This is a genomic window from Rothia nasimurium, from assembly GCF_049068285.1.
GTDB classification, from domain to species: domain Bacteria; phylum Actinomycetota; class Actinomycetes; order Actinomycetales; family Micrococcaceae; genus Rothia; species Rothia nasimurium_I.
Genome location: NZ_JBLKPV010000002.1, coordinates 16,781 through 28,866 on the forward strand (window position 1 = coordinate 16,781; position 12,086 = coordinate 28,866).

General features: G+C 59.9%; 10 protein-coding genes. 4 read left to right on the forward strand and 6 right to left on the reverse strand.

Going from position 1 to position 12,086, the window contains the following annotated elements; genetic code table 11:
- Window positions 1-118 precede the first annotated feature (118 nt).
- Window positions 119-1,024 (reverse strand): UTP--glucose-1-phosphate uridylyltransferase GalU, encoded by a 906-nt coding sequence (gene galU / locus ACMXX3_RS02105; RefSeq protein ID WP_421083157.1) that lies wholly within the window; start codon window positions 1,022-1,024, stop codon window positions 119-121.
- Window positions 1,025-1,129: 105 nt separating this feature from the next.
- Between galU and ACMXX3_RS02110 the strand changes: the two genes are divergently transcribed.
- Together ACMXX3_RS02110 and ACMXX3_RS02115 are read left to right on the forward strand one after the other, a co-directional pair.
- Window positions 1,130-1,714 (forward strand): 5-formyltetrahydrofolate cyclo-ligase, encoded by a 585-nt coding sequence (locus ACMXX3_RS02110; RefSeq protein WP_421083158.1) that lies wholly within the window; start codon window positions 1,130-1,132, stop codon window positions 1,712-1,714.
- A gap of 55 nt (window positions 1,715-1,769) precedes the next feature.
- Window positions 1,770-1,952: an FmdB family zinc ribbon protein gene (locus tag ACMXX3_RS02115; protein WP_421083159.1), complete on the forward strand. Its 183-nt coding sequence runs from the start codon at window positions 1,770-1,772 to the stop codon at window positions 1,950-1,952.
- 49 nt (window positions 1,953-2,001) lie between these two features.
- Here ACMXX3_RS02115 and ACMXX3_RS02120 read toward each other — a convergent pair whose 3' ends face one another.
- From ACMXX3_RS02120 to ACMXX3_RS02140, 5 genes are all read right to left on the reverse strand, one after another.
- Complete coding sequence (locus ACMXX3_RS02120; protein ID WP_421083160.1) at window positions 2,002-2,235, reverse strand: hypothetical protein; 234 nt, start codon at window positions 2,233-2,235, stop codon at window positions 2,002-2,004.
- Window positions 2,232-6,134, reverse strand: a complete 3,903-nt coding sequence (locus ACMXX3_RS02125) for a DEAD/DEAH box helicase (RefSeq protein WP_421083161.1) — start codon at window positions 6,132-6,134, stop codon at window positions 2,232-2,234. Before ACMXX3_RS02125 ends, ACMXX3_RS02120 begins: the two co-directional genes overlap by 4 nt.
- A gap of 46 nt (window positions 6,135-6,180) precedes the next feature.
- On the reverse strand, window positions 6,181-6,636 hold the full coding sequence (locus ACMXX3_RS02130) for a cell shape determination protein CcmA (RefSeq protein WP_421083162.1): 456 nt from the start codon (window positions 6,634-6,636) through the stop codon (window positions 6,181-6,183).
- Between the two features lie 2 nt (window positions 6,637-6,638).
- Window positions 6,639-7,430: a MurR/RpiR family transcriptional regulator gene (locus tag ACMXX3_RS02135; RefSeq protein ID WP_421083163.1), complete on the reverse strand. Its 792-nt coding sequence runs from the start codon at window positions 7,428-7,430 to the stop codon at window positions 6,639-6,641.
- Between the two features lie 78 nt (window positions 7,431-7,508).
- A complete protein-coding gene (locus ACMXX3_RS02140) occupies window positions 7,509-9,152 on the reverse strand; it encodes an alpha-glucoside-specific PTS transporter subunit IIBC (RefSeq protein ID WP_421083164.1) in 1,644 nt (547 codons plus the stop codon).
- 284 nt (window positions 9,153-9,436) lie between these two features.
- On the opposite strand from ACMXX3_RS02140, the gene ACMXX3_RS02145 reads away from it, so the two are divergent.
- Complete coding sequence (locus ACMXX3_RS02145) at window positions 9,437-10,267, forward strand: endonuclease/exonuclease/phosphatase family protein (protein ID WP_421083165.1); 831 nt, start codon at window positions 9,437-9,439, stop codon at window positions 10,265-10,267.
- A gap of 36 nt (window positions 10,268-10,303) precedes the next feature.
- Window positions 10,304-12,052 (forward strand): alpha-glucosidase, encoded by a 1,749-nt coding sequence (locus ACMXX3_RS02150; protein WP_421083166.1) that lies wholly within the window; start codon window positions 10,304-10,306, stop codon window positions 12,050-12,052.
- Window positions 12,053-12,086 lie beyond the last annotated feature (34 nt).

The window sequence follows — 12,086 nt, forward strand, 5'->3', positions numbered from 1 at the left end:
AGCAACCCGGCCCCCTCCCCCAGTTTTCAGGCGGAGGACAATAAACGAAGGCCTCTCGTTCACAGTATGAACAAGAGGCCTTCAAGGTAAGGTTCAGGTTTATGAACCGGCAGCTTCTTTAGATCTCAGCTGCGAATTCCTTAATCCAGGTACGCAGCTCAGGGCCGAGATCCTCGCGCTCTGCTGCAAGGATGACGTTAGCCTTCAGGTAGGAGAGCTTATCACCGGTATCGAAGCGGCGGCCCTTGAATACAACGCCGTAGACACCCTCGCCCTCACCAGTACCCTGAGCCAGGGTCTGCAGGGCATCGGTCAGCTGGATCTCGTCACCGCGGCCGGGTGCGGTGTTTTCCAGCACCTCAAAAACCTTGGGAGACAGCACATAGCGGCCGATGACTGCCAGGTTGGAGGGGGCGTCCTCCTTGGCGGGCTTTTCCACCAGGCCGGTGACCTTGTAGAAGCCCTCTTCACCTTCTACAGCCTCAATAGCTGCACAACCGTAGGCTGAAATCTGGTCTTCGGGAACCTCCATGAGGGCCACTACTGAGCCGCCGGTCTTCTGCTGAACAGCAACCATCTCTGAGAGCAGGTCCTCTGATTCATCGATCAGGTCATCGCCAAGCAGAACCGCAAAGGGCTCGTTACCAACGTGGACCTTGCCACGCAGAACAGCGTGGCCCAGCCCCTTGGGGTCGCCCTGGCGGACATAGTGGATTTCACCGAGTTCGTTGGAATCTTCAACGCTCTTGAGCAGGGCGTCCTTACCCTGGTCTGCAAGCTGCTGTTCCAGGCCGGGAACGCGATCGAAGTGATCTTCAAGGGCCCGCTTGTTACGGCCGGTAATCATGAGTACGTCATTGAGCCCAGCGCGAATGGCTTCTTCGACAACGTACTGAATGGCAGGACGGTCTACAACAGGCAGCATTTCCTTCGGGGTTGCCTTGGTTGCAGGAAGGAAGCGGGTGCCAAGACCAGCGGCAGGGATGACTGCCTTGGTGACGGTGAGTGATTTATTTTCGGTCATAGGCATAAGAATACCTGTAATCACAGGGGGTTTCTGATCTCAGGCGGTAAATTAGACGGTGATTTGTGTTTGATACCACGGGGAGAAAAGGAAATGACCCTATCTGTGACAGATTCTAAGGCTTTTGCCAGGTCTTATCTCCGGCGGCGCCGCCGGGATGTAGGGATTTCTGCTGACCTGAGGGCAGCATTTACTGGCCAGTGTGAGCAGCTGTGGGCCCGGCTTGAACCGGTTTCGACAATTGCAGCTTTTCTGCCCCTGCCCACTGAACCCCCTATCCTCGACGGTCTTACCCGGGCGGTGGCTGCTGGCCACCGGGTCCTTGTTCCCGTTGTTGAACCGGGCCGCACCCTCACCTGGGTGGGCTGGGAGCCGGGGGCGGCGACCGTCCGTAATTCTCTGGGTATTGCTGAGCCGGACGGCCAGCGCCAGGGGCCTGAGGCCTTTGTGGGGGCAGACCTGCGTTTAGTTCCGGCCCTTGCCTTCGATTTGGCAGGACGCCGTCTGGGCCAGGGAGGTGGGTATTATGACCGGCTTTTTGAGCAGCTGGGGGAACTGGCTATGAGCCCCACAACGGTTGGTGTGGTCTTTGAGCGGGAGGTTGTGGATGCAGTCCCGACAGATCCCTGGGACGCTACCCTTGGCTGGGTGCTGACCGAACTGGGCCTGCGCCAGCTGGGAGTAAGATAGAGGGCAGATATGCCCCGCCCGGCACTGAGCCCGGGCTGATATTCAAGGAGTTGACGTGCCCGTTTACGTTTACCAGTGCAAGAATTGCGACCATGTCTTTGAGCAGCACCAGTCCTTTAGCGATGCGGCCCTCACCACCTGCCCCGAGTGCAAGCAAGATACCCTGCGGAAGAAGTTTGGCCAGGTCGGAGTGGTCTTTAAGGGATCTGGCTTCTACGCCAACGACAAGGGCAAGTAGGCCCTGACCCCAAGCTGAAAGGCTCCCCAACCGGGGAGCCTTTCCTGTTTTAAACTGTTCCTCCGTAGTGGGGAGGAAGCTGTTCTTTAAGCCATGTATCCCTATCGTCTGCCTCTGGGCTCTGCCGGGTGTAACTTTCGGCAGGTGTCAGCCCGGCAAGGGTGGGTTCAGGCCCGGTGAAGGCTGAACCGCCTGTGGCCCTGCGGTTGCCCCGGCGTTTTTTGGGAGTGGGCTGGTAGCCACTACTGACCGTCTTGAGCTGATCTTTCTGGGATTCGCTCATGATTCTGGGCTTTCTGTTATTCCCAGGTAGCTGGCGATACGGTTGACTACCGTTTCAGGCTGGGAGAAGACTTCGATGGTCCAGGCGGTCATGGAGTTCCAGCCGGTGCGGGAGAGTAGTTCCGGCACCAGGCGGGAGCGTTCCCGAACGGACAGGGAAGCGTAGGCGTCGGTTCCGTCGGAGATGACAGCCAAAGGGACGCGGGTGGGCGTGGGCTGGTCAATATCGTGGAGCATTTTGCGGGCGCGGGGGCTAGCGAGGGCACCTGCAACCAGGGATTCGGCCTCACTGGTTGCCACCAGGGAGAAAATCTCACGGGGGGATTCGTGCAGGGTCAGGGGCAGGGCCGCAACCCGGCGTTGGAGGTCCCCCAGGAGCCAATCGCCCATGTCAATGGCGTCCAGGTGGTCGTTGGTGAGGAATTCATTGACCGGCAGCTGGTCAGTAATGGGGCGGGTGAGTTCCCTCTGGGCCTTTTCTTCCTGGTCCTTCCGGTAGGCAAGAAGCAGGCGATAGATGTCGAAGGCCCCGTGTTCTAGGCGTTGGGGGTCCAGGTCTTCGGGGGTGACGCAGGTGACCAGGCGGGTGAGGTGGCGGGCCCGGGTCATGGCCAGGGCGAAGTTTTGGCGGCCGCCCCGCTCGGAGAAGTGGCCAAAGTGGTGGGCTGCTCCCTGGGTGGTTTTTCCGGCACCGAGGGAGAAGATAATGACGTCCCGTTCCATGTCCACGGCACGGGTGACATCTACGACGCGGAAGGGTTCGTTTCCGGCTGCAAAGAAGGGGGCAAACTGGGGGTAGCGGTTGACCAGCTGACGCACAGCTTCTGCGATGCGCTGGGCGTGGCGGGCGCTGGTGGTGATAACTGCTAGAGTCTGCTTGGGGGTCCGGTAGGCGTGTTCAATGACCATTTCGGCAACGCGCTGCACTTCAGGGCTGGGTGAGTCCAGGCTGGCATTGTCTGAGACTCTGCCGGTGACGTCGACGTATTCGACTGTCAGGGCTTCGGCCCCTTCGGTGTATTCTTCGCCCCAGGGGTAGCTGGTGAGGGCTCCGGAATAGAAGTGGTCGTTGAGGTAGGTAAAGAGGGTGGGATCAACAGCCCGGTTGACGGTGGCCAGGGACCGGCCGGGAAGCACCTTGGCCAGGGCCTCAAAGGTTGAGACTAGTTTGTTGCTGTTGGGGACGGGGGTGCCGTTGGCTAGGGCTGAGACCATGAAGGGGGCCGGGAAGCCGCTGTGGGGGTCGCCCAGGGCGATGACCTGTTCGGCCCGGATGAGGGCCGGGAGGTTAGCTGCCAGCGGGGTTGATTCCGCGTCCAGCAAGATGGCTGCGTCAAAACGCATGTCGGTGGGGACTTTGCCGGAGAGGGAGAAGGGGCTGGCGATCCAGAGGGGCAGGAGGGTGCTGGCCATGACGGGGGCCTTCTGCAGGACCTGGCCCAGGTTGAAGTCGTGGCTTTTGAGCTGGCTTCGCAGGTAGTTGGCTTGGTCTTCGTACTGGCCGATCCGGTTGCGCCAGCAATCGGCGACGGCTGCGTGGAGACGGGCGGGGGCAGCGGCAAGGTGGCTGTAGTCTGCCCGGCGGAAACGGGTTTCCAGGGAGCGCAGGCGGTCGCCGTCCAAGATCTCAATTTCGTGGGAGGCCAGCATCATTTCGAGGGCTGTCTGCCACCAGGCCAGTTCGAGTTCAGCGGCGACCCCCTCGGCACTGATTTGCCGGTCGTAGAGATCTTCAAGCAGGGCGCCAAGGCCTGCGGTGGTGAGCTCCCGGGTCAATCCAACCCGTTCGGGCAGGCTGTGGAGAAGAACCTCGTCGTCGATGAGGGCCTGCAAGCGGGCAGAGAGCTCAGGCAGCGGGGTGTGGGTGAAACGGGTTCCAGCAGGTGAGTCTTCCAGAACAATGGCCAGCCCCATGAACTCACCGACGAGGCGGCTGTGGGCTGAGCGGAGTTCAGCCAGGTTGTCGGGAATAGCAGGGGTACGGCCGTCGGCGGCCCAGGCCAGCCATTCTTCCCGCTGGCCCTGCACGATGAAGAGGCTTTCGTGCAGATCGTTGATGGAGACACCGGGAATGATGTATTCCTTAGCTGCCCGCCGCAGGCGGGAGCGTTGGATGCTGGACATTTCAATGCCGTGGTCCCGGCGCCAGGCCCCTGAGGCGGTGGCGGCGATGAGGTCGGTGACGGGCCGGTCGAAAATGTCCTGGTTGAAGCGGGTGAGGGTGTCGGCCAGGCGTTCAAGCAGGTCGATTTGGTTGCCCCAGTCGGTGATGCTGGTGCCCGGTTCCATGCCGGTGGAGTGAGCCATAGCCTGCATTTTGCTGGTCAAATCTGCCAGGGACGAGGCGAGATTTTTCACCAGGGTATGGGCGGCCTGGGTTTCGTCGGCGTTCAGGAGTTTAGCCCGGTGCCAGGCTGAGGCCCGGGTGGAGGGACGGAAGCCGCCCAGTTCTGCCAGGCGCTGGAGTTTGCGGACGGTCTCAGCGCGGTTGACCTGCTCGTCCATGGTGGTCTTGCTCAAGCGCACCTGGGTTGCCGGGGGCGGGGTCTGGGCGGTGAGGGCAGCTAGGGTTTGGAGGGCCTCGTAGACGGAGCAACCCCAGCGGGATTCGGTAAAACGCAGGGAGTCGGTGTGGGCTTTGAGGGCGCCTCGGGTTTCGATGAGCTCGCGGTGAATATCAGTGACGTTAGGGGCCGGGGCCTGTTCGTCGCGCACAATCGCGTTGATAAATTCGGTGCGGTATTCTTCGGAGCTTTTGTCGGCCAGCAGGTTGAAGGTCAGATCGGTGAGCTGGTGGCGTTCCAGCAGGGCAGTGAAGTCGGCTAAGGTAGAGCGCTTCTCCCCCACCACTAGTACGGATTTACCCTGGTGGATCAGGGCAGCTGCCAGGTTGGCAGCGGTTCCCAACTGGTCGGTTCCGGGGGCTGTGGTGACGGTGAGGGAGTGGCCCAGGTGGGCCAGGTCAACGATGTCCTGGCCGGCTGCGTCGGTATCGACCAGCAGCATGTCCTCATCGGGGTTGCGTTCATCCAGGGGGGCCCGGCCGTTGTGGATGGGGGCTACAAAGGGCTTTTCCAGGGGGTTGAGTTTGAGCTGGGCGATATCGCGGACGAGCTCGGTGTGGGCAGTTGCCGGCAGCTCCCCAGTGCTTTCCTTCAGGTCGGCGAAGGTGGAGATCAGGTAGGTGGAGTGGATAGTCATTCCCGGAACAGTGCCGGTGGTGGCCCGCATCCGCTCAATGACCGGCTCCGGGTCTAGCTTCCGCATGGAGTTAGCCAGCTGGGCAACGTCCATGCTGCCCAGGTCGATGCCGTATTCCTTCTTGATCTGCCGCACCATAGCCGGGTTCAGCTGGGCCGGGCCGGTCAGCTGGACCTCAAAGTCGTCGCTGGTGGGGTGCGGGGTGATGGCCAGGGGGGCCATGAGGATGGGGGCGATAAAGCGCTTCTCGCTGACCATGCCGTCCTCGCGCACGTCGCGGGAGAGCCAGGAGGCTGTGCCTGCCACGAAGTAGCCAGCGTCCAGCCCGTGCCCGGTAGCCAGCTCAAAAATTTTGGTTCTTAGGGCGCGGGCAGCCACCATGCCGGCCTCCAGCTTGGCCTTATCCCGCAGGATCGTGGACAGGCGGGTCTTACGGCCCATGAACATCTGGGCAACGCCGGAGGAATTTGCGTCGGTGAGGTCAATGTGGACGTAATCGACCTGGTTGAAGTCCAGCATCGCGTCGGGGCCGGTGTAGATTTCCATGTGCGCGGCCCAGGCTTCGAGGCCTGCGGTGATCTGGGCGGCGGCTGCGTCGTCCGGTTCTGGGGTGTTAGTCGGTGCGGACGCGGACGGCCCTGCCCAGGGGGTCGGATCGGTCTGGGCGGTTGAGGGGTCAGGAGTTACCTGGTCGTTCACGAAAATCTACCTTCGGCTGGGACGCGCTTTTACTGCCTCAACTATCTTAAGCGATATACAGGTTAAAGTTTGCGACGAGGGTGAGGAGGGAAAGGAAGCCCAGCAGGGCCATTCCCCCCACCATGACCCACTTCAGGCGAGGGGCAAAGGGCTCACCGCCTGCCTCCCAAATGGAGCGGGTGAAGAAGTAGGCCAACAGGAAACCCGGCAGGTTACCGGTCAGAAGCTGCTGGATGACAGCGAAGATACCAAAATTACGTTCGGTCAGCTCGTTCTCGCTTTCAGCAGCCCTCAGTAGCCCGGCCATAATCAGGGAAATGCAGCTCACCAGAAAAGCCAGGGCCACGGTAGGGGTCTGCAGCATCTCTTGGAAGGTTACCCCGGTTCCCTTCGACACACTGAACTGGTAGAAGAAGAAAATGAGGGGGCTGATGATCCAGTACCAGAACAGGAAGGTACGGAGCTTATCGGTGTCACGCAGGGCGTAGAGAATTGCGTTCATGCTTACTTTTCTTCTGAGGAATTAATGAATTCAATGTACTGGCGGACCAGATAATCCAGCAGGACAGACAGGGATACAAAGGAGTGGTAGGGCTCCCGGTGCGGTGGCAGGCTGGTGGGGGTGGCCTCATAGTGCAGGGAATAATCTGCAGCAGCTGACAGGGTATTGACCCCCAATGCGGTAATCGCAATCATGGGCACCTTGCGGGCAGCGAGGGCCCGAATGGCGGGAAGGGCTGATTCTGTCTCTCCCGAGAGGGAGGCAACGATCACCAAATCGTCCGGCCTCATAACAGATACGCTTCCCTTGAACTCACTGGAAGCAGGTATCACATGGGTGAACTTGCCGCAGGCCAGCATGGATTTGGCAAATTCCTGGATTGCGTTGCGCTGGGCAAAACCCGTCCCGTACAGGTAAATAGTTTTCGCTGAAGAGATTTTCTGCAGAATCGGCTCAAAGTCCGTATTCATGAGCCCCTCATAGGTTTTGAGGATGTCCTGCCGCCCGCTTTCGAGAAAATCAAAAGCCGGGGCGGTGCCGTCCGCCAGGGAATTCTTCACAAAGAACTTCAGCTCTGCAAAGCCACTAAAACCAAGTTTCTTGGTCAGGCGAATAATGCTGGACGTTGAGGTGAACGTCTTGTGCGCCAGGGCGCTAATGGTGGAGTCGGCGATGAACTTCTCATTGTTGAGCATGAAAGCGAGGATTTCGCGTTCGGTATCACTGAGGCGGTTCTGATGCGCGTTGACGATTTCCTGTAAGTCCACAAGGGCTCCTGAGATGTTCACGTTCACTGCAGTATCTAACAGTATAGGTGGTTTTCTCAGGAGCCCTTGGAGTTAGGTTGTGATGCTCAAGGCAGGTGGTGAAGGTTATTTACCGTCGTTCACCATGGTTTCGAACTTGTCACGAACCTGGGGAACGTCCATGCCGACGATGACCTGCAGGGCCTTGCCCTTGTTGACCAGGCCGAGAGCGCCAGCTGACTTGAACTGGGCTTCAGTGCCGACCAGTTCGGGATCAGCAACAGATACACGCAGGCGGGTGGCGCAGTTGTTCACTTCGGTGACGTTAGCCGGGCCGCCGAGCAGGGCCAGGAAGTCGGTTGCCCGCTGGCTGTAGGGGTCGGATGCTACAGCGGTTGCTGCACCAGCAGTTGCGCCAGCGGCAGCTGAACCTTCAGCGCCCAGGGTGCCATTCTTCTTGGCTTCCTTGTATTCAGCCTTGGTGTAGAGCTTGGTTTCGCCACCGTCAGCTTCACGACCGGGGGTGTTGAAGTTGAACTTGAGGATCAGGAAGCGGAAGACCACGAAGTAGATCAGGGTGAAGACCAGACCAATGGCGATCTGGGTCAGGACCATACCTGAGTGGTTGGGCCACATGGGGATCCAGTTCTGGAAGAGGAAGTCAATCAGACCGCCGCCCATGTTACCGACAACGCCGAAGCCGTACATGGTTGCTGACATGGTAGCTGCCAGGACTGCGTGAACAGCGAAGAGCGGGGGTGCCAGGAAGAGGAAGGTGAATTCCAGGGGCTCGGTGATACCGATCAGAATTGCGGTGAGGCAGACGGGGATCAGCAGGGCCAGGGTTTCCTTGCGCTTCTCGGGACGGGCAGTGGTGTAGAAGGCTGCTGCGATACCGAGGGGGCCGAAGACCTTGGAGTTACCGTGCAGGGCGAAGCCGCCGCCGGGGAAGAGATCCTTGACGGGGGTGGTTGATGCTGCGAAGGTTTCGAGGTTGGCAACCCAGTACTTGGTGATACCGTCCGGAACAACGGCGGGACCGAAGACGAAGGGGGTGTAGATGAAGTGGTGCAGACCGGTGGGGATGAGGATGCGCTCAAGGAAGGTGTAGAGCCATACGCCAAAGACACCGGAAGAGATGAAGAAGCCCTGCATGCTGCCGATGCCGTGCTGGACGGTGGGCCAGATGGCGACGAAGGCCAGGGCGACGGGCATCATGAGGAAGAAGCCCAGGCCGTAGACGAACTGGGTGCCCTGGAAGATACCGAGGAAGTCGGGCAGCTTGGTGTCGAAGTAGCGGTTGTGCAGCCAGACGACAATAGCGGAGATGATAATGGCACCGAAGATACCGGTGTCCAGGGTCTTGATACCGGCAATCATCTTCAGACCGGTACCTGCTGCGCCTTCAGAAAGGTCGACGCTGAAATCGACGCCAAACTTGTCGCCCCAGATGCTGAGGATAGTACCGACGAAGTAGTTGAAGGTCAGGTAGATCATGCCGGCTTCAAGGACGGCACGGGCCTGGGCGGTCTTAGCCAAAGCAATGGGCAGACCCAGGACAAAGAGGAGTTCCATCTGGTTAAAGACGGTCCAGGCACCTGATTCCCAGACAGACCAGAAGTTGTACCAGCCGGTGCCCTCAGCCGCAATGGGGCCCAGGAGCTGCTCGTTCTTGCAGATGATAGCGATACCAACGGCAAGACCGGCGAAAGCAAAGATGAGGACGGGCGCCAGCATGGCGGAGCCGAACCTCTGAATCTTCTCCATCATCGGTAGAAACCTTTCGTGATTGGGTGCCCCTGGCTCACGGGTGTGAGGTGTGTTAGGGCTTGTGCACCCGTGTGATTACTAGGCTTATCTAACCATTCTTTTGCCCCCAAGGAGGGTGATTTTGGCGACTTTGGCATTAATGCCGGGAACCGGCACAAAGTTGCGAAAGCTGGCAAGAGTTCCCCCGGATTTCAGGGCTTAGAAAAGGGGCAGACAGGAGGTCAGTCCCTAGGATAAAGGGTGACTTGACACCATTGTTGCTACAGGAGGAGGGATCTGCTGCCATGAAACTTTTAACGCTGAATACCCACAGTTGGCTTGAGGTCCACCAAATTTCAAAAATCTATGAGCTGGCCCGTTTTATTTCCCAGGAGGGTATCGATGTTGTTGCCCTGCAGGAGGTCAACCAGTTCATCCACTCCCCGGCTTTAGAGTCCCCTACTGGGTATCTGGGCGGGGCAGATCGGGCGGTGCGGGCTGACAATTTTGCCCACCTGCTCAACAGGTTCCTCGCAGACTTGGGAACCCCCTACTACTGGGGGTGGGCGGTGGCCCACCGCGGTTTTGAGCGTTATGACGAGGGAGTGGCCGTCCTCACCCGCAACCGGCCCCAGAGCGTCCAGGCCCTTGACCTTTCCCCCAACTACACCTACGAGGACGTCCCCCGCCGGGTTGCCCTGGCCGTGCAACTTGGCGAGGAAGCCCAGGGAGCCTGGGTAGTGAGCACCCACATGAGCTGGTGGCAGTGGGAGGGCACCCCCCTCTTTGAGGCCGAGTTCAACCAGCTTGACCGGCAGATACGGGAGCTCGCCCAGGGGGCCCCCGTCATTCTGGCAGGAGATTTCAATAATGCAGCTGGAATAGAGGGGGAAGGCTACGACCTTATGGCCTCATCCGGCTGGCAGGATACCTACCTTGCAGCTAAAGAACGCAGCGGGGAGACCACCGTCCACAAGGCCATCCACGGCTGGGACACCCTGACCCAGGCCCTCCGCATTGACCTGGTCCTCACAGACCGGCCCCTGCCCGTCCTCACCCACTCTGTGGTCTTCCCCGACACCAGCGAAGAAGCAGTCTCAGACCACTCAGGCCTGTACCTGACCTTCGACCTTTAACCTCATTTCTCACTGACCCTCTGGAAGGAAGAAACAATGAGCAACCAGCCGTCAACCTCCCGTCCCACCGCCTGGTGGCAAGAACCCGTTGTCTACCAGATTTACCCCCGGTCTTTTAACGACTCCAACGGCGACGGTATCGGCGATCTGCCCGGTATCACCGAAAAAATCCCCTACCTGGCAAAGCTCGGGGTGGACGTCATCTGGCTCTCCCCCATTTATAAGTCCCCCAACGACGACAACGGCTACGACATCAGCGACTACCGCGACATCATGGACGAATTCGGCACCATGGCCGACTTCGATGAGCTGCTTGAAACCGCCCACGGTGCCGGTATCAAGATCATGATGGATCTGGTGGTCAACCACACCTCCGACGAGCACGACTGGTTTGTGCAGGCCAAGAGCAGCAAGGACAACCCCTACCGCGACTACTACATCTGGAAGGACCCGGCGGGCTACACCGAGGACGGTACCCCCATCCCGCCTAACAACTGGGTCGCCGCCTTCTCCCCCTCCGTCTGGGAATGGGAACCGGCCACCGAACAGTTCTACCTGCACCTCTTCTCCACCAAGCAGCCCGACCTCAACTGGGAAAACCCGGTCGTCCGCAACGAAGTCTACGACCTCATGCGCTTCTGGCTGGATAAGGGCGTCGACGGCTTCCGCATGGACGTCATCAACCTCATCTCCAAGGACCCGGCCTATCCCGATGACCCCCAGGTAGCAGCCGGTGGCGGCACCGACTCCATCACCATGGCAGCCAACGGCCCCCGCGTCCACGAATACCTCGCTGAGATGAACCGGGAAGTGCTCTCCCACTACCCCGTCATCACCGTGGGTGAAGCCCCCGGCGTCACCACCGCCGACGGCCTGCTCTACACCGGCTTTGACCGCGGCGAGCTGCAAACCCTCTTCCAGTTTGAGCACATGGGCGTGGACGCCAACCCCAACCCGGCCCTGGGCAAGTGGAACGATCAGCGTTTTGATCTGCGCGACCTCAAGCGGATCCTCACCAAGTGGCAGGTAGACCTAGCCGGTAAGGGCTGGAACGCCAACTACTGGAACAACCACGACCAGCCCCGCGCTGTCTCCCGCTTCGGCAACGATTCACCCGAGTACCGGGTTCTCTCCGCCAAAATGCTGGGCACGATGCTACACGGTATGGCAGGTACCCCCTACATCTACCAGGGCGAAGAGCTAGGCATGACCAACGTCTTCTTCACCGACCTGGCCGACTACAACGACCTGGAAATCCACGACCACTACGCCAAGCTGGTCGGCTCCGGTGTGGTCGATCACGACACCATGCTTCGCTACATCTCAGCCTCCGGCCGCGACAACGCCCGCACCCCCATGCAATGGACGGCCGGTGAGCAGGCTGGCTTCACCAGCGGCACCCCCTGGCTGAAGCTCAACCCCCGCTACACCGAGATCAACGCCGAGGCAGCCCTAGCCGATGAGAACTCGGTCTTCTACCACTACCGCGACCTCATCAGCCTGCGCCATGCCCACCCCATCATGGTCAACGGTGTTTATGAGCTGATTGATTCAGCAGAAGTCCCCGCCACCGAAGACGGCCAGGTCTACGCCTACCTGCGCCAGGGCACCGGCCCCACCATTGGTAAAACCCTGCTGGTGGTTGCCAACTTCACCGAGGACGTCCTGACCCGCACTTTCACCGAACCGGCAGGCGAGCGCACTCTAATCAGCAGCAACTACGCCGACGACCAGGGCGCAACCCTGCGCCCCTACGAGGCAAAGATTTACCTCTACCAGCAGTAACCAACCCGAAAGGGTGTAGTGACGTCGGGAGGAA

Coding starts and splice junctions, on each gene's coding strand:
- galU (WP_421083157.1), bottom strand. CDS start 1,024: ATGACCGAAAATAAATCACTCACCGTCACCAAGGCAGTCATCCCTGCC.
- ACMXX3_RS02120 (WP_421083160.1), bottom strand. CDS start 2,235: ATGAGCGAATCCCAGAAAGATCAGCTCAAGACGGTCAGTAGTGGCTAC.
- ACMXX3_RS02130 (WP_421083162.1), bottom strand. CDS start 6,636: ATGAACGCAATTCTCTACGCCCTGCGTGACACCGATAAGCTCCGTACC.
- ACMXX3_RS02140 (WP_421083164.1), bottom strand. CDS start 9,152: ATGATGGAGAAGATTCAGAGGTTCGGCTCCGCCATGCTGGCGCCCGTC.
- ACMXX3_RS02145 (WP_421083165.1), top strand. CDS start 9,437: ATGAAACTTTTAACGCTGAATACCCACAGTTGGCTTGAGGTCCACCAA.
- ACMXX3_RS02150 (WP_421083166.1), top strand. CDS start 10,304: ATGAGCAACCAGCCGTCAACCTCCCGTCCCACCGCCTGGTGGCAAGAA.